22 protein-coding genes are annotated in these 16,401 nt (G+C 71.8%); 9 read left to right on the top strand and 13 right to left on the bottom strand.

Going from position 1 to position 16,401, the window contains the following annotated elements; genetic code table 11:
* Window position 1: 1 nt before the first annotated feature.
* From hemQ to hemE, 6 genes are all read right to left on the bottom strand, one after another.
* The gene (gene hemQ, locus DW309_RS08385; RefSeq protein WP_206252488.1) at window positions 2-679 is read right to left on the bottom strand and encodes a hydrogen peroxide-dependent heme synthase; all 678 of its coding nucleotides are present in this window, start codon (window positions 677-679) and stop codon (window positions 2-4) included.
* 67 nt (window positions 680-746) lie between these two features.
* On the bottom strand, window positions 747-1,019 hold the full coding sequence (locus DW309_RS08380) for a hypothetical protein (protein WP_136036607.1): 273 nt from the start codon (window positions 1,017-1,019) through the stop codon (window positions 747-749).
* Window positions 1,006-1,413, bottom strand: coding sequence for a phage holin family protein (locus tag DW309_RS08375; RefSeq protein WP_136030735.1), 408 nt, complete (start codon window positions 1,411-1,413; stop codon window positions 1,006-1,008). The genes DW309_RS08380 and DW309_RS08375 overlap by 14 nt, the downstream gene beginning before the upstream one ends.
* Window position 1,414: 1 nt before the next feature.
* Window positions 1,415-1,825, bottom strand: coding sequence for a hypothetical protein (locus DW309_RS08370; protein ID WP_136036608.1), 411 nt, complete (start codon window positions 1,823-1,825; stop codon window positions 1,415-1,417).
* Between the two features lie 185 nt (window positions 1,826-2,010).
* Window positions 2,011-3,579: a protoporphyrinogen/coproporphyrinogen oxidase gene (locus DW309_RS08365; protein ID WP_136045111.1), complete on the bottom strand. Its 1,569-nt coding sequence runs from the start codon at window positions 3,577-3,579 to the stop codon at window positions 2,011-2,013.
* Between the two features lie 39 nt (window positions 3,580-3,618).
* Complete coding sequence (gene hemE, locus DW309_RS08360) at window positions 3,619-4,641, bottom strand: uroporphyrinogen decarboxylase (protein ID WP_136030742.1); 1,023 nt, start codon at window positions 4,639-4,641, stop codon at window positions 3,619-3,621.
* Between the two features lie 73 nt (window positions 4,642-4,714).
* On the opposite strand from hemE, the gene DW309_RS08355 reads away from it, so the two are divergent.
* Window positions 4,715-6,010 carry a glutamyl-tRNA reductase gene (locus tag DW309_RS08355; protein WP_136045110.1) on the top strand — a complete coding sequence of 432 codons (1,296 nt, stop codon included), beginning with the start codon at window positions 4,715-4,717 and terminating at the stop codon, window positions 6,008-6,010.
* 70 nt (window positions 6,011-6,080) lie between these two features.
* Here the strand turns inward: DW309_RS08355 and DW309_RS08350 are convergent, their stop codons facing one another.
* Together DW309_RS08350 and DW309_RS08345 are read right to left on the bottom strand one after the other, a co-directional pair.
* Entirely contained in the window at window positions 6,081-6,464 is a 384-nt protein-coding gene (locus DW309_RS08350; protein WP_136045109.1) for a type II toxin-antitoxin system VapC family toxin, read from the bottom strand.
* Entirely contained in the window at window positions 6,461-6,685 is a 225-nt protein-coding gene (locus DW309_RS08345; protein ID WP_205812683.1) for a FitA-like ribbon-helix-helix domain-containing protein, read from the bottom strand. Before DW309_RS08345 ends, DW309_RS08350 begins: the two co-directional genes overlap by 4 nt.
* A 97-nt stretch (window positions 6,686-6,782) precedes the next feature.
* Here DW309_RS08345 and DW309_RS08340 point away from each other — a divergent pair, with 97 nt between their 5' ends.
* Window positions 6,783-7,355 carry an HhH-GPD-type base excision DNA repair protein gene (locus tag DW309_RS08340; protein WP_136030746.1) on the top strand — a complete coding sequence of 191 codons (573 nt, stop codon included), beginning with the start codon at window positions 6,783-6,785 and terminating at the stop codon, window positions 7,353-7,355.
* Window positions 7,352-7,777 carry a DUF1801 domain-containing protein gene (locus DW309_RS08335; protein WP_136045108.1) on the top strand — a complete coding sequence of 142 codons (426 nt, stop codon included), beginning with the start codon at window positions 7,352-7,354 and terminating at the stop codon, window positions 7,775-7,777. Before DW309_RS08340 ends, DW309_RS08335 begins: the two co-directional genes overlap by 4 nt.
* 88 nt (window positions 7,778-7,865) lie before the next feature.
* Here DW309_RS08335 and DW309_RS08330 read toward each other — a convergent pair whose 3' ends face one another.
* Window positions 7,866-8,135, bottom strand: coding sequence for a hypothetical protein (locus DW309_RS08330; protein ID WP_136032036.1), 270 nt, complete (start codon window positions 8,133-8,135; stop codon window positions 7,866-7,868).
* 140 nt (window positions 8,136-8,275) lie between these two features.
* Between DW309_RS08330 and DW309_RS08325 the strand changes: the two genes are divergently transcribed.
* A complete protein-coding gene (locus DW309_RS08325) occupies window positions 8,276-8,797 on the top strand; it encodes a low molecular weight protein-tyrosine-phosphatase (protein ID WP_205812681.1) in 522 nt (173 codons plus the stop codon).
* A 23-nt stretch (window positions 8,798-8,820) separates the two neighbouring features.
* Complete coding sequence (purB, locus tag DW309_RS08320) at window positions 8,821-10,203, top strand: adenylosuccinate lyase (protein ID WP_136045107.1); 1,383 nt, start codon at window positions 8,821-8,823, stop codon at window positions 10,201-10,203.
* Window positions 10,204-10,215: 12 nt separating this feature from the next.
* On the opposite strand, the gene DW309_RS08315 is transcribed toward purB, so the two are convergent.
* The 3 genes from DW309_RS08315 to DW309_RS08305 form a co-directional block, all read right to left on the bottom strand.
* A complete protein-coding gene (locus DW309_RS08315; protein ID WP_446724694.1) occupies window positions 10,216-11,568 on the bottom strand; it encodes an MFS transporter in 1,353 nt (450 codons plus the stop codon).
* Between the two features lie 127 nt (window positions 11,569-11,695).
* On the bottom strand, window positions 11,696-12,058 hold the full coding sequence (locus tag DW309_RS08310; RefSeq protein ID WP_136045105.1) for a hypothetical protein: 363 nt from the start codon (window positions 12,056-12,058) through the stop codon (window positions 11,696-11,698).
* Window positions 12,055-12,699, bottom strand: a complete 645-nt coding sequence (locus tag DW309_RS08305; RefSeq protein WP_136036388.1) for an acyl-CoA synthetase — start codon at window positions 12,697-12,699, stop codon at window positions 12,055-12,057. The genes DW309_RS08310 and DW309_RS08305 overlap by 4 nt, the downstream gene beginning before the upstream one ends.
* Window positions 12,700-12,987: 288 nt before the next feature.
* On the opposite strand from DW309_RS08305, the gene DW309_RS08300 reads away from it, so the two are divergent.
* Complete coding sequence (locus tag DW309_RS08300) at window positions 12,988-13,920, top strand: hypothetical protein (RefSeq protein WP_136045104.1); 933 nt, start codon at window positions 12,988-12,990, stop codon at window positions 13,918-13,920.
* Here DW309_RS08300 and DW309_RS08295 read toward each other — a convergent pair.
* Complete coding sequence (locus tag DW309_RS08295) at window positions 13,908-14,747, bottom strand: sulfurtransferase (RefSeq protein ID WP_136032024.1); 840 nt, start codon at window positions 14,745-14,747, stop codon at window positions 13,908-13,910. The two genes, DW309_RS08300 and DW309_RS08295, sit on opposite strands and share 13 nt — an antisense overlap.
* Window positions 14,748-14,855: 108 nt before the next feature.
* On the opposite strand from DW309_RS08295, the gene DW309_RS08290 reads away from it, so the two are divergent.
* The 3 genes from DW309_RS08290 to DW309_RS08280 form a co-directional block, all read left to right on the top strand.
* Complete coding sequence (locus tag DW309_RS08290) at window positions 14,856-15,515, top strand: GTP cyclohydrolase II (RefSeq protein ID WP_136045103.1); 660 nt, start codon at window positions 14,856-14,858, stop codon at window positions 15,513-15,515.
* Between the two features lie 17 nt (window positions 15,516-15,532).
* Window positions 15,533-16,003, top strand: a complete 471-nt coding sequence (locus DW309_RS08285; protein WP_136045102.1) for a MarR family winged helix-turn-helix transcriptional regulator — start codon at window positions 15,533-15,535, stop codon at window positions 16,001-16,003.
* Window positions 16,004-16,063: 60 nt separating this feature from the next.
* A partial coding sequence (locus DW309_RS08280; RefSeq protein WP_136045101.1) for a helix-turn-helix domain-containing protein occupies window positions 16,064-16,401 on the top strand: 338 nt, incomplete at its 3' end.

The raw sequence follows: 16,401 nt of genomic DNA, 5'->3' as shown, positions 1-16,401 counted from the left end.
GTTACTGCAGCACGTCGGCGATCTCGTCGAAGCGCAGACGGCGCCCCGTGTAGAAGGGCACTTCCTCCTTCACGAACATCCGCGCCTCGGTGTAACGGAGGTCGCGCATCATGTCGACCAGGTCGGTCACGTCGTCGGCCTCCATCGGCAGCAGCCACTCGTAGTCACCCAGCGCGAACGCGGCGACGGTGTTCGCGATGACGCCCGTGAACGCAGCGCCCTTGCGCCCGTGGTCGGCGAGCATCGCGCGGCGGTCAGCCTCCGGCGCCAGGTACCACTCCGGGGTGCGGACGAACGGGTACAGGCAGAGCCAGTCCTTCGGTGCGACGCCGCGGAGGAACCCCGGCACGTGCGAGCGGTTGAACTCCGCGTCGCGGTGCACGCCCATCACGTTCCACACCGGCAGCAGCGAGCGCAGCAGCTCCGTGCGACGGAGGCGGCGCAGCGCCTTCTGCAGCTCTTCGGCGGTGTCACCGTGCAGCCACACCATCAGATCGGCGTCAGCCTTCAGCCCGGAGACGTCGTAGAAGCCACGGACGGTGACGCCGGAGTCCTCGATGTGCGAGACGATCGACTCGAGCTCCGTGGCGTCGTTCTCGGTGACGGGAGCATCGGGATTGCGTCGCCACACGGCCCAGAGGGTGAAGCCGGACGGGTTCTCTTCGCGCACTTCGGACATGATCCCAGTCTGCCCCTTTCACGGAGAAGCCCCTAATCAGGGGAATACCGCGAGGAACGGCCGACCGTCAGCGTGCGATGGCCCGAGCGATCGCCCACACGGCGCCGCCGACGACGGCGGCGATCCCGACGGCCGCGGCGACCGCGCCCACCGGGTTCCGATCGGCGAACGCGCGTGCCTTGACCGCGGCACGCGCCGACGCCTTCTCCACCCGGCGCGGGATGTTGCCCTTGATCTCGATCGCGGCGAGCGCCGCCTTCAGCTCGGCGCGAGCCGACGTCACGGGATCGACGATGCCCGCGGGGACGGCGGTGCGCGGCAGCGACTCAGGGGTGCTCATCGCCGGCCTCCTTCACGATTCGGATGTCCTCGGCCACGGCCTGCGCCGGGTTCTGGCGCTTGAGCACCTTGCGGAACTTGAGGATGCCGAGCAGCGCGAACAGCAGCACGGCGAGGATCAGGATGCCGAACACGGCGATCGCCGACAGCCACACGGGCCACCACGACGACAGGCCGGCGATCGCGAACACGAGGATCACCGGCACGGCCCAGAACAGGAAGAACAGGGCGACGAGGAACCAGACCGAGCCGATCCCCGCATCCTTCGCCGTGCGCGAGACCCACGCCTTGGCGGCGTCGATCTCCGCCTTCACGAGGTTGGTGACCAGCTCGGGCAGATCCCCGAGCAGGGTCAGCAGACTGTCGTCGGCGCGATCCCGGTATCCGCGGGGCATGTCAGTCGCCGGACTTCTGCGCTGCCGGCTTCGTCGCGGGCTTCTTCGCAGCGGGCTTGTCAGCCGCAGCGGCACGCTCCTTGACCTCGTCGACCGCGTCCTCCGCCGCCTCCGAGACCTCCTCGGCGGCCTCCTTGCCCGACGCGATCACGGCGTCGAGCTTCTGGCCGGGCGTGCCGTTGCCCGTGACCGACTTCACGATCTTCACCGCGCCCGTCCACACGGCACCCGGGACGGCCGCGGCCTTGTCGCCGACGAAGTCCTTGACCTTCTCCACCTGGTCCTGGACGGGATCCGTGTTCCAGACCTTGAGCCACTGCGTCCGGATCTGCTCGTAACGTTCGCGTCCGGCACGGGTGCCCAGCACATAGCCGACGCCGAGTCCGACGACGAGTCCGATCTTCCCCTTCATGGGGTCTCCTCACGTTGTTCCGGCGGTGGTCGTCCGGTTCGGACGCCGATCGCCGACGTCTCCGCCGCGATCAGGTACCCAGCGTAACCCCGTATGCCGATTTCGGCATCAATCCCGGAGAGGGTTGACAGCGGGTCCTTCGCCACTCACGCTTGTGCGCTTCGTGGTGCGCGGAGGTCGCCCGATCAGTCCCACAGGAGCGCGCGACGCAGGCGATCGGACGCCTCCGTGGCATCCGGGACCACCTGTGCGAGGCCGGTCCCGGCCACCCAGGCACCGACCACCGCCAGGCCGGGGATCGCCTGGATCGCATCGCGCGCGGCCTGGCGCCGCGCCCCCGATCCGAGGAGCGACGCGGGCTGCGACTGCACGAACCGTCCGCGGTGCCCTGCGATCACCTGGGTCGGCTCCAGCGGTACGCCGAGCAGCGCGGCCGCCTCCCGCCGCGCGAGGTCGATCGCCGCCGCGTCGTCGAGGGCGGCGGTGGCCGCGGGCTCCCCCTGCGCGCCGAACGACACCCGCACGACCTCCCTGTCGCCCGCGGCCTCCCGCACCCACTCCCACTTCGCCGTCGAGTGGGTGAGCGCCTTGGCCGTGTGGCTCCCAGGCACCGTGAGCACGCCGGTTCCACGCGGCACGCTGCGCAGAGCCGGCGCATCCAGCAGCAGTGTGACGATCTCGATCTCCGGGGACGCAGCCGCTTCGGCCAGAGCGAGCGCCGGCACCGCGTCGGCGAGCAGCTCCCGCGCCACGGACTCCGCGGTCGCGACGATCACGGCGTCCGCACGGAGAAGCTCCTCCACCGGCTCGTCCGTCACCGCGACGACGTCGGCCAGAGGCTCCGACTCGGCAACCCACGGCTCCGGCGTCTGCGTCGGGGTGTCGAGCTGCGTCGCGGCCGTGACCCGCCAACCGCCGTCCTCCGACACGACCGAGAGCACCCGCACTCCCGTGCGCACGGTCGCCCCGAGCTGGGCGAGGTCGTCGGCGATCGCGTCCACAAGCACGGTCATACCGCCACGGAGGCCTTCCACCGCGGCACCCGGAGCCTTCGCCCCACCGGAGCCGCCGTTCCCGCGCAGCGCCAGCACCGCGCCGGACAGCGAGCCGACGCGGGTCAGGGCGGCGTTCAGCCCCGGGGCGGCCACGTCGATGTCCACGTCGTCGGGCGACGCGGAGTACACGCCCGTCGTGACCGGGGCGACCAGGCGGTCGCGCACCTTCGGGCCCATGCGGGAGGCAACGAGCCGCCCGAGGCTCAGCTCGTGGCCGATGGTCAGCGGCGGCCGTACGCGGTCGAGGTAGGCGCGCCATGCGCCCGACCATCCGATGATGCGCCGCACGTCGTCCTGGAACGGGTTGCCGGGAATGCCGAGGACCCCGCCCACCGGGAGCGGAGCCGCACCCGTGCCGGGGATGCCGGAGAGCCAGGCGCCGCCCGCGCGAGGGGGCACGACCCGATCCGCGAGTCCGAGCTCGTCGACGAGGGCGCGGACGAGGCCGCCCCTGGTCGCGTAGCTCTCGGCGCCCGCATCGAGCGTCACACCGTCGAGCTCCACGCGACGCAGGGCACCGCCCAGCGCCTCGGCAGCCTCCAGCACCGTGACCCGCATGCCGACCTTGGCGCACTCGCGGGCGGCGACGAGACCACCCATGCCCCCGCCGATCACGACGACGTGCTTCTCCGCGGCGCGTGCGGCCAGGTCGGCCGGCTCGGCCGCGGACGGGTGTGCACCGGAGGGGTCAGGGCTCATGCCGTCCATCCTTCCACCGCGCCCGGGGGTGACGCGTGCTCAGGCGCCGTGCACCAGCTCGACGATGCGCGTCAGCTGGTCGGGGTCGGTCTCGGGCGGCACCCCGTGACCGAGGTTGACGATGTGCCCGCGGGCCGCACGACCGCGCTCCAGGACGTCGCGCACATGCGCCTCCAGCACGGGCCACGGCGCCGCGAGCAGCGCGGGGTCGATGTTGCCCTGCACGCTCGTGTCCGGTCCGAGGATCGCCGCGGCCTCGTCGAGCGGAAGACGCCAGTCCACGCCGACCCCGTCGGCGATGCCGCCCAGGCGCATGTCGGCGAGGAACGGGCCGGTGCCGACGCCGAAGTGGATGGTGGGGACACCGATGCCGTCGAGCGCGGCGGTCGAATGCGGCGCCACGAACGTGCGGTAGTCGGCGGGGCTGAGCGAGCCGGCCCAGCTGTCGAAGAGCTGCACGACCGCGGCACCCGCGTCGCGCTGCGTCTCCAGGAATCGTCGGGAGACGCGGGCGAGCCACCCCGCCAGGCGGTGCCAGGCGTCGGGGTCCGCGTGCATCATGCCGCGTGCCCGCAGGTGCTCCTTCGACGGGCCGCCCTCGACGAGGTAGGCCGCGAGCGTGAAGGGCGCGCCGGCGAAGCCGATCACCGGGGTGTCGCCGAGCTCCGCCGCGACGATGCCCACCGCCTCCGCGATCGCCGTGCCGTCGAGCGACTCCGGGTCGATCGCGGTGATCCGCTCGACATCGGCCCTCGTGCGCACGGGGTTCGCGAACACCGGCCCGCGCCCCGGCTCGATCTCCACCTCGACGCCGGCGAGGCGCAGCGGGATCACAATGTCGCTGAAGAACACCGCCGCGTCCACACCGTGCCGCCGCACCGGCTGCAGGGTGATCTCCGCCGCGAGGTCGGGCGTGAGGCAGGCGTCGAGCATCCGTGTGCCCACCCGCAGCTCCCGGTACTCGGGCAGCGAGCGGCCGGCCTGCCGCATGAACCAGACGGGCGTCGTGTCGGGGCGGTCGCCCGTGAGGGCGCGCAGCAGCGGAGCGTCGGAAAGGGCCATGCCCCCATCCTCCCATTGCCCGGTTATGGGGCCGCCGAGTCCGCCTGTCCGAACGCTCCGGTACAATCGAGGGGTGCTGCTGTGTGTGACGGCGAGTCACAAGACCGCCTCCTTCGAACTGCTCGAACGCCTGAGCCGCACCCCCGACGATGTCGCCCCCACCCTGGTGGGCATGACGCCGTGCGTGCAGGGTGCCGTGGTGCTGGCGACGTGCAACCGGTTCGAGGCGTACGTCGAGATGGACGAGCCGATGACCGCCGCGGGCGCGATCGGCGTCGAGGCCGTGCTCGAAGCCGTCGAGTCCGCCACGGGCATCCCGGCCGCCGACCTCGACGGCGCCTACACCGTCCACGCCGGGCGTCGGGTGGCCGAGCACCTGTTCTCCGTCGCCTCCGGCCTCGAGTCGGTCGTGTCGGGTGAGGGTGAGATCGCCGGCCAGGTGCGCCGGGCCCTGAAGTCGGCCCGCAAGGACGGCACCACCTCCCCCGAGCTCGAGCGCCTCTTCCAGCGCGCGAGCCAGGCGCAGCGCAAGGTCAAGAACGTCACCGCGCTCGGGCGCGCCGGTCGCTCGCTCGTGCGCCTGGCACTCGAACTGGCCGACAGCCGCATCGCCGACTGGTCCGCCGAGCGCGTGCTCCTGGTGGGCACTGGCGCCTATGCGGCCGTGACCCTCGCGACGCTGCGCGAGCGCGGCGCGGTCGACATCTCCGTGTACTCGCCCTCAGGTCGGGCCGAGATCTTCGCGGCGAAGCACGGCATCCGCGGGGTCGCAGCCGCGGACTACGCCCGCACAGCCGCACACTCCAGCCTGCTCATCACCTGCACCTCCGCCACCGAACCGGTGCTGGGACCGGAGCACCTGCAGCTCCCCGTCGGTCTCGCCGCGGCCGGATGCCCGGTGGGCTCGCACAGCCAGCTGGTGGTCGACCTCGGGATGCCGCGCAACGTCGACCCCGCGGTCGCGACCCTGGAGGGCGTGGCGCTGCTCGACCTCGAAACCATCCGCCTGCACGCGCCGCTCGAGGAGCTGCAGGCGACCGACGCCGCCCGCACCGTCGTGCGTGAGGCCGCGGATACCTTCCACGTCGTGGGTGCCCGCCAGAGCGTGACCCCCTCCGTCGTGGCCCTGCGGTCGCACATCTTCTCGCTGCTCGACACCGAGATCGACCGGGCCCGTGCGCGCGGCGACGAGGACGGCAAGGTCGAGCAGGCGCTGCGGCACCTCGTCGGCGTGCTGCTGCACACCCCGACCGTCCGCGCCCACGAGCTCGCCGCGGAGGGCAGGGCCGACGAGTTCGCCGCCGCGCTGTCCGCCCTGTACGGCCTCAGCCCCGAGGCCCCCGCCGCCGAGGACGCCGCCTCCGCCTGACGGCGCGGTCGCCCGGGATCAGCGCGTAGCCGCTCAGCCGGAGGCGGCGACGCCAGTCATGCGCGAAGAACTACGGCAGCAGTGCGCAATCCGCAGCGGATGCCGCGAGACGAGCATCGAGAGTCAGCAATGAGCACTGCGCCGCGCGCGCGAGCACGAGGTACATCGCGTCATACGCGCTGACGTTGTGCCGCAGCGCGTAGACAGCCGGAAGCATCGACATCATCGGCATCTGCTCGATGCCGAGCGCGTCGAACTCACCGAACGCGCGCAGCGCCTGCTCATCTGTGATCTGTTCGCTGAGAGACCATCCCCGGATGACGGAGGCGACCTCGGCCGTGAGGTGCTGCGGCGCCAGTAGCTCATGCCCGTCGATCAACGCGGCTGCCCTTCGGCCTGCCTCCGTGCCGAACAGGATCTCGGCGACCGCGGATGCGTCGATGACCAGTGTCATCGACCGGGCCGCTGCTCGGCGAGCACCTGTGCTGCAGGTTCGAGCGTGGTGACACCACGACTCGCGATCCGTTCCAGCAGTTCAGCCCGACTCGGACGCGTCGCGAGGCGGTCGAGCTCGCGCAGCAGGTAGTCACTCAGCGAGCGGCCCTCGAGTGCAGCCTTCGCCTTGAGCGCACGACTCGTCTCGTCGGACACGTTTCGAACCTGGATCGTCGTCATGCACCAAGCATACGGCACATGCATTGTGCATGCGTCGGCAACTGAACGGTCCTGCCACCACCCCCGCGGCATCCGCCCGGGATGGGAGACTGGAGGCATGGCCCTTCACATCACCGGAGACACCGCCGCCGACACCCTGCTGACCGAGAACCCGCTCGCGCTGCTCGTGGGAATGCTGCTCGACCAGCAGGTGCCCATGGAGACCGCTTTCGCCGGTCCGCTCAAGATCGAACAGCGCACCGGTGCGGCCGATGCCGCGGCCATCGCGGGGATGGCACCCGAGGAGTTCCTCGAGGCGTTCCGCCAGACGCCCGCCGTGCACCGGTTCCCCGGGTCGATGGCCGCCCGCGTGCAGACGCTGTGCCAGGCGATCGTCGACGAGTGGGGCGGCGACGCCTCAGCGCTGTGGACCGCGGGCGACCCGGACGGTGCGGAGGTGCTGAAGCGCCTGAAGGCACTGCCCGGCTTCGGTGAGCAGAAGGCCAAGATCTTCCTGGCGCTGCTCGGCAAGCAGTACGGCTTCACGGGCGAGGGCTGGCGCGAGGCATCGGCGCCCTACGGCGAGGACGGCTCGTACCGCAGCGTCGCCGACATCGTCTCCCCCGAGTCGCTCACGAAGGTGCGCGAGTACAAGAAGGCGATGAAGGCCGCTGCCAAGGCGGCGAAGTGAAGCCCACGGGGAACGACGTCGCCGGGCTCATCGCCCGCTCCTCCCCCGCCGCTCGGCGCCGAGACGCGGAGACGCTCACCGCGCTCATGCAGGAGATCACCGGCCGCGAGCCGCAGACCTGGGGCACCATCATCGGCTTCGGCTCCTGCCACTACCGCTACCCGACCGGTACCGAGGGCGACAGCCCGCTCCTCGGCTTCGCGCCGCGCCGAGCCGCCACCACGATCTACCTCTTCGAGGGGACGGATGCGCACGCGGACGACCTGGCACGGCTCGGGCCGCACACCACCGGCGTCGGCTGCCTCTACCTCCCCGACCTGGAGCAGGTGGACCTGACGGTGCTGCGCGGGATCCTGGAGCACTCGCTCGCCTGGGCCGAAGCGGGCGGCGACGAGGGCGCGGCGGTCACCGTCACCGGCTGACCGCACGCCCCCGCGGCCGCCGCGATCCGCGCAGCCACGGCCCGCAGCTCCTCGGTGTCGACCGCGATCACTCCGCCGTGGTCGATGCTCAGCCCGCCCACCGGTCGCCTCCCAGGCAGTGGTCGCGCACACCGCGGAGCCGTTCGACCTCGGCAGACGCGGCGTGGTGCTGCCGCTCGATCCCCTCGTGCAGCGCCCGGAGCGCGGCGGACTCCCACGCCGTGTCGTCGACCACCGCGCGCAGCGTGCCGACGGCGTCGTTCAGCGCGTGCAGCGCATCGCCCAGATGGCTCGAGGCGCGGATGCGGGCCCAGACGTGCGGTGGAGTGTCGAAGGTGGTGGCGGTGAACGCGGTCATGGCTCCACCCTGCGCCGGTGCCGACATGGCTCCCGACCCGGTTCGCAGCGCCCGTGAAGAGATCGCGCGGATGCACAGACGTGCAGGAAGGGCGGGTCCCGGGAGGCCGCCGCTGTGCAGGAGGCGCCCCGACCGGCAGAATGGTCACCGTGACAGCCCAGGATCCCTTCCGCGTGATCTTCGTCTGCACGGGCAACATCTGCCGCTCCCCCATGGCCGAGGTCGTGTTCCGCGACCTCGCGGAACGCCAGGGCCTCGGTGCGCGGATCGTCTCGCGCAGCGCGGGCACGGGCGACTGGCACCTGGGCGAGCGCGCCGACCACCGCACGATCGACTCGCTCGCGCGCCGCGGCTACGACGGCTCGCAGCACCGCGCCAAGCAGTTCACGTTCGCGTCGTTCGCGGAGAACGACCTCGTGGTCGCGCTCGACCGCACGCACGAGCGCATCCTGCGGGAGTGGGCGCGCGACGAAGACGAGGAGGGCAAGGTCACGCTCCTGCTCTCGTTCGACCCGAACGCGCCGAGCCCCGACGTGCCGGACCCCTACTACGCGGGCGCCGAGATGTTCGATTCGGTGCTCGGTATGATTGAGACCGCCACGCGGGGGCTGTTCCGCCAGCTCGAACCCGCTCTGCGCCCGCCCCGCACGCCCCGACTCTGAGGGGCCCGATCAGGAGGACTCCCCTGACTTTCCAGCCCTCGCTCCCGCCGCAGCCCCTGAGCCCCCTCGACGGTCGCTACCGCGGTGCCGTCACCGGACTCGCCGACTTCCTCTCCGAAGCCGGGCTCAACCGCGCGCGCGTCGAGGTCGAGGTGGAATGGCTGATCGCGCTCACCGACCGCTCGCTCTTCGAGACGAGCCCGCTGTCGGACGCCGACAAGGAGCGCCTGCGCGCGCTGTACCGCGACTTCGGCCAGGCCGAGATCGACTGGCTCGCCGAGAAGGAGGCCGTCACGCAGCACGACGTGAAGGCCGTGGAGTACCTGGTGCGCGACCGTCTCTCGACGCTCGGACTCGACGCGATCGCCGAGCTCACGCACTTCGCCTGCACGAGCGAGGACATCAACTCCGCCTCCTACGCCCTCACCGTCAAGCGCGCGGTCGAGGAGGTCTGGCTCCCGGCCCTCGACACCGTGATCGCGAAGCTGCGCGAGCTGGCGGTCGAGCACGCCGACGCCGCGATGCTGTCCCGCACGCACGGCCAGCCCGCCACGCCCTCGACCATGGGCAAGGAGCTCGCGGTGTTCGCGTGGCGGCTGGAGCGCGTCCGTGCGCAGATCGCCGGCACCGACTACCTCGCGAAGTTCTCCGGCGCGACCGGCACCTGGTCGGCGCACCTGTCCGCCGACCCCGACGCCGACTGGCCCACCATCGCCCGCGAGTACATCGAGGGCCTGGGGCTCGGCTTCAACATCCTGACGACGCAGATCGAGTCGCACGACTGGCAGGTCGAGCTCTACGACCGCGTGCGGCACGCCGGTGGCATCCTGCACAACCTCGCCACCGACATCTGGACGTACATCTCGCTCGGCTACTTCGCGCAGATCCCGGTCGCCGGTGCCACGGGCTCGTCGACCATGCCGCACAAGATCAACCCGATCCGCTTCGAGAACGCCGAGGCGAACCTGGAGATCTCCGGCGCCCTGTTCGCGTCGCTCGGGCAGACCCTCGTCACGAGCCGCCTGCAGCGCGACCTCACCGACTCCACCACGCAGCGCAACATCGGTGTCGCGTTCGGGCACTCGCTGCTCGCGCTCGACAACCTGCGCCGGGGACTCAACGCGATCTCGCTCTCGCGCGACGTGCTGCTCGCCGACCTCGACGGCAACTGGGAGGTGCTGGCCGAGGCGATCCAGACGGTCATCCGGGCCGAGGTGGTCGCCGGGCGCTCCACCATCACCGACCCGTACGCGCTGCTCAAGGAGCTCACGCGCGGGCACCGCGTCGGCGCGGCCGAGCTCGCGGCATTCGTCGAGGGTCTGGAGATCGGCGACGCCGCCAAGCAGCGCCTGCTCGCCCTGACCCCCGCGACCTACACGGGTATCGCCGAGCGCCTCGCCCGCTGAGCCGGCGCGCGGTCAGCCGGAGTACGACTCCACGCGGTCCCGCGGCATGAACGACGCCGCGAGCAGGGTGAGCAGCGCGGTCACGGCGACCGCGATGAACACCCCGACCGACGCGTGCACGATCGTGCCGGGGTCGTCCGGCCCTGCCCCCTGGGAGATGATCGCGTTCGAGATCGCCCCGAACACGGCCACCCCGACCGCACTGCCTGCCGAGCGGGCGAACGCGTTCATGCCGGTCACGGCACCGCGCTCACCCCACTCCACCGACGACTGCGCGGCGATCAGGGTCGGCGCCGCGCTCCACCCCAGGCCGAAGCCCAGCACGAACGCGATCACGGCGAGCACGTACGGGTTCGGCCACGACGCGACCGAGGCCAGGACGATCGCCGCGACCGAGGCGATGCTCATGCCGATCAGCGTGGTGCGGCGGAAGCCGATGCGCAGGTACAACCGCCCCACGTTGGCCGCGGCGATGGGCCACCCGAGCGTGAGCGCGGCCACGGCGAGGCCCGACAGCAGCGGCACGATGCCGAGCGAGCCCTCCAGGTAGGTGGGCGCGAAGCTGGTCACGCCGATCATGAGCGCCCCCACGCCGAGCGACACGAGGGTCGTGGTGAGGATGAGCCGGCGCGAGACGAGCCGCAGGTCGACGATCGGCTCCGGTGCCCGCCGCTCCACCAGCGCGAACAGCACCAGGGCCGCGATCCCCGCCCCGAAGCACAGCGCGCTCGGCGCCGACAGCCACTCCCAGGCGTTGCCGCCCTCGAGCAGCCCGAGGATCACCCCGGTCAGGCCGACCGTCAGCAGCACGGCCCCGAGGTAGTCGATGCGGTGCCGTTGCGTCTGCTTCTGCTCCTTGTACCGCCGCAGCAGCACCCACGCGGCGAGCAGGCACAGGGGGATGTTGATCAGGAAGATCCAGCGCCACGCGTCGAGCTGTGCGAACACGCCGCCGAGGGCCGGTCCGACCACCGACGACACCGCCCACACGCTGGCGATGTAGCCCTGCACCTTCGCGCGCTCGGCGACCGTGTAGATGTCGCCGACGATCGTCATCGACATGGGGGCGACGGCTCCGGCGCCGAGCCCCTGGACCACCCGGAACGCGATGAGCGCCGGCATGCTCCACGCGAGACCGCAGAGGATCGAGCCGAGCAGGAACAGGGCGATGCCGAGCAGGATGATGGGCTTGCGTCCGACCGTGTCCGCGAAGCGCGAGTAGATGGGCACGCTCACGGCCTGGGCGAGCAGGTACACCGAGAAGAGCCACGGGAACTGCTGGTAACTGCCGAGGTCGCGCACGATGCTGGGCACGGCGGTGGCCAGGATCGTGGCGTCGATCGCGATGAGACCCGTCGAGAGCATCAGCGCCGCGAGCACCGGTCCGCGTTCCGAGCGGAGTCCGACGGAGGCGCGATCGATGGGGGTGCTCACGTCAGGCACAAGCCGCCCGCCCGCCGGAGTATTCCGACGGACGGGCGGCTGAGGGTCGTCACTTCGCGGTGCCGGAGCGCCCGGGGGCCTGGTCGTCGCTGTCGGGCTTCTCGCCCGGCTCCGCGTCGTACAGCACCGGCCGGTCGATGGTCTTGGTCACATCGGCCGGGTCGATCGCGAGGATCAGCATCGCGAGGATCAGCAGGGTCACGATGAACGCGGAGCCGCCCACGACCAGGCTCAGGGCCAGCGGCGTGAGCCCTTCGTACGTACCGTTCGCGATGGCCGTGTTCACGCGCAGGGTGAAGGCACCGGTCGACACCAGCGTGACCACCATCGCGAACACGCCGCAGCCCAGCGCGATGCCGAGCAGGTGGAGCGGACGCAGGATGTCCCGCCGGGTGGGCTTCTCGTCGCTCATCGCTCTCCTCCGTGCTGGACCGGCTCGCTCTGGTCGTCGTGGGGGACCTCCGGCGCGTCGGCGCGCTTCGGGGTCAGTCCCGCAATGCCGAGGAAGACGGCGACGATCGCCGCGTAACCGCCGAACATGCCCACGCCCAGGATGATGCCGGAAAGCACGAACGTGCCCGCCGCGTCGATCGTGTACTCCTGCACGAACCCGGCCGGGATCAGCAGCATCACCACCGCCAGCAGGAGCGTCAGCGCGCCGACCGTGATCGCGTCGCGGGCGAGCATCCCGCCGACGCGACGCGCCCGGATGCCCGCGAGCAGCTCGATCCCGCCGCTGAGCACCGCCCACGAGATCACCACCACGAAGAACACGTCGTCCGTGCGCCAGGCGGGGACGCCGCTCGCCATGCCGGCGAGGGCGCTCACCACGGCGAGCAGGATGGAGGACCAGCGCGAACCCGCGGGCAGCACCAGCCAGGCGGCCAGCACGTGCACGAGCGCCGTCACCAGCACGAACCCGCTGAACACCGACAGCCCCACCGGGGCGGAGTGATCCGACGAGAAGGTGATCATGAGGGCGGCGACGGCCGCGAACAGTGCGCGCAGCAGTTGCACGTGGCGCATGGTGAACGCGCGAGCAGGGGCAGACATGCAGAGTCCTCCGGGGTTTCCCCCCAGTCTACGCGGGGGCGGGAGACGCCAGCGCCGGGCGGATGCGCGTGAAGCCCGGCGGATCTCCCCAGATCGATTGCCGGGCTTCACGACATACGCAGCACGGGGGGCGTCACTGCGTCGGGCCGGACGGTCGCGGGGTCGGGCACCTCCCCCACACGTCAGAGCCCAGTGACCCACGTGCTCGCTCGGTCCCCTGAAGCGTGCTCGCGCGGTCTTATGCTCACTCTAGGGAAGTGTTCTTCACATACCGGACGGGGGGTTGTGATGGAGTACACGAACGGTGGCGTGCCGCGCCCACCCGGGCGCAGCGCCTTCGCCAGGGCACTGCGCGACGCGATCAACGCGAGACCCGTGACGCTCTCCTGGCTGCAACGCCAGCTCAAGGCACGCGGCAACCGGGTGTCGATGGCCACGCTGAGCTACTGGCGCTCCGGGTCTCGCCGGCCGGAGGGCGCGCAGTCGCTCGCGGCCCTGGCCGACATCGAGGACCTGCTCGGCCTGGAGGACGCCGCACTCAGCCGTCTGCTCCGCCCCAACCGCACCGGACCGCTCGGGGTGAGCGGCTTCCCCATCGACCACCGCGAGATCGAGCAGGCCGTGATCGACGCCTACACGGCGATGGGCAGCCCGTACCCCGACACGTCACGCGAGCTGACCACGCACTCGGTCACCGACGTCGACGAGCGAGGCAACGTGTCCTTCTGCTCCACCAGGAGCATCGTGCAGTCCACGACCGGCACCATCCACGCGATCCCGTTCCTGGAGATCATGCCGGGGCTGCCCTCCCCCGCCCCCATCCTTCGGGCGGTGTCGGGCGGCCGTTTCACCCGCCACTACTCGCACCCGGGCGGCGAGGTGCACGGCGCGCTGTTCGAGCTGGACGTGCCGCTCGAGGCGCCCGACACGGCGATGGTCGAGTGGTCGGTGGAGCACCCGCCGGGGTCGCCGCCGTCGCGCGACACCGGGCACGCGGTGGGCCGCCAGTGCCGGGAGCTGCTGGTGTGGACGCGATTCCACCCCGACGCGGTGCCCGACTGGTGCGAAGAGGTCGTGGAGACCCCGGACGGCCGCTCGGTCTCGCCCGTCCCGCTCACCCGCGGCACCTCCGTGCACCAGGTGCGGCGCGCGTTCGGCCCGGGCGCCCTCCAGCTGCGCTGGGGGTACGAGCCCGCGGACGCGGAGGTTCAGCCGGGCTGATCGCCCGTCGCAACCGGACGACCGGGGGTGTTCGACCACTGGCTCCACGAGCCGGGGAACACCCGGGCGTCGATGCCGACCTCGTGCAGCACGAGCGCCGTGTGCGCCGCGGTGACGCCGGAGCCGCAGTACGCCGCAACAGGGGTGCCGCGGGTGACGCCGACCCCTTCGAGCGTGGCGAGCACGGTGTCGCGGTCGAGCACCCGGCCGTCCGCATCGAGATGCAGACCGGTCGGGAGGTTGATGGCACCGGGGATGTGTCCGGCCACCGGGTCGAGCGGCTCGGTCTCGCCGCGGTAGCGCTCGGGCGCGCGCACGTCGAGGAGCACGCCCGACTCCGGGAACGCAGCGGCCTCGTCGATCGTGAGGGCGTCGTCGCCGATCTCGTCGAGCACCACATCGCCCGGCTCCGGGATCACGTCGTCGGTCGCGGTGTCGTACCCGGCGGCCGTCCAGGCGCGGAGCCCGCCGTCGAGCACGCGCACACGAACACCGGCCTGCCGGAGCAGCCACCACGCGCGAGCCGCCGCGAGCCCCTTCGTGTCGTCGTACGCCACGACCGTGTCGCCCTCGCGCACGCCCCACCGGCGCGCGGCCGCCTGGAGCGTGGCGGTCGACGGCAGTGGGTGGCGCCCCGCGTCCGGCTCGCCGTGCGTGGACAGCTCCGTGTCCAGAGCCGCGAACACCGCGCCGGGGATGTGACCGGTGAGGTAGTCGGCGTGCCCGGCCTCCGGTCGATCGAGACGCCAGCGCACATCGATCACGCGGACGGGCGCCTCACCGGCGAGGAGGTCGTGCAGTTCGGTCGCGGAGACGAGGTCGCTCATGCTGCGAGGCTACCGACTCCCCGTGCGTCTTCGGTTCGTCGCGTCATCCGACGACACCCGCCGCAAGCCCGTCGGGAATAGAAGCGGGTGGCGGGCGTTGCACCCCGCATGATTGAAAGTTCAACCGTCGCGTCGGCCGCCACCGAACGGACCCGCGTGCGGGTGCCGCTGCGCTTCGGCGACGGGTACACCACCACGGCCGACGTCGTGACCTTCGACGGACTGGTCGACGGACGCGAGCACCTGCTGCTCGGCCTCGGCGACTGGCGCGCGGCGCTCGAACGCGCGGCCGAGGGCGGCGATGCCCCGCTCGTCCGCCCGCACAGCGAGTGCCTCACCGGCGACGTGTTCGGCTCCGAGCGCTGCGACTGCGGCCCCCAGCTGCGCGAAGCGGTCGAGCGGATCGCCGAGCAGGGCGGGTTCCTGCTGTATCTGCGCCAGGAGGGTCGCGGCATCGGCCTCTACGCCAAGCTCGACGCCTACGCGCTGCAGGACGCCGGTCTCGACACGTACGAGGCGAACGTCGCCCTGGGTCACGGCGAGGACGAGCGCGACTACACGGTCGCCGCCCAGATGCTCCGCGGCGTCGGGGTCGACGGCATCCGTCTGCTGAGCAACAACCCCGACAAGGCCGTGCAGCTCGAGGCGCTGGGCATCCGCGTGACCGAGCGCGTGCCCACCGGCGTGCACCTGTCGGAGTCGAACTCGCGCTACCTGCAGGCCAAGCGCGACCACACCGCGCACACGATCGACCTGTCGGCGGCGTGACCGGCGGGGAGGACACCATGACGGCCCAGCGCTCGGAGCGGCGGCTCGACGACACGGAGATGGCGACGTGGCTGCCCGTCATCCGCTTCGTGCAGCTGCTGCCCCAGGTGCTCGACCGCACTCTCAAGGACGAGGTGGGCCTGAATCACGCACGCTACGCGATCATGGTCACGCTCGCGGGGCGCGACGACGGCGCGGTGACCATGACGGAACTCGCACGCATCGCCGGTCTGAGCCGTTCGCGGCTGAGTCACGCGCTCGACTCGCTGGAGGAGCGGGGCTGGGTCGAGCGCACGTCGTGCAGTACTGACAAGCGCACGCTGTCGGCCGCGCTCACCCCCGCGGGCAGGGAGATGCTGCGCACCGCCGCCCCCGTGCACGTGGAGCAGGTGCGCGAGCTGGTGCTCGACCCGCTCACCCCCGCGGAACGCGAACAGCTCCAGTCGATCCTCACCAAGCTGCTCCCGGGTGTGACCGCCGCACTCTGAGGCGTTCTGCTCTGAGCAGAACGCCTCGAACCCCGCCGCGCGCCCGGATTATCGTGAGGCATGGCCGACATCGTCCCGTTCCCCCGCGCTCCCCGTCCCGCCCGTCCCCAGCCGAGCGACCCCGAGCCGCTGTGGCGGCAGCTGCTGGGCGACCAGCTCCGCCGTCGGCGGCACGACCGCGAGGAGACCCTCACCGCCACCGCCGAGAAGGCCGGGGTGTCGCCGCAATACCTCTCCGAGGTCGAGCGCGGGCTCAAGGAGCCGTCGAGCGAGATGATCGCCGCGATCGCCGGAGCCCTCGACACGAGCCTGGTCGAGCTGACCAGCGCCGTGGCCGACGACCTGCGCGCGACTGCGGCCCCGGCATCGGCGGCGGTCTCGGCCTCGCGCGGCGCGTT

It is taken from the genome of Microbacterium sp. K41, assembly GCF_004794395.1.
Lineage (GTDB): Bacteria > Actinomycetota > Actinomycetes > Actinomycetales > Microbacteriaceae > Microbacterium > Microbacterium sufflavum.
Note: the sequence above shows the minus strand (reverse complement) of the source record. Positions and strands in the feature narration are given on the sequence as shown.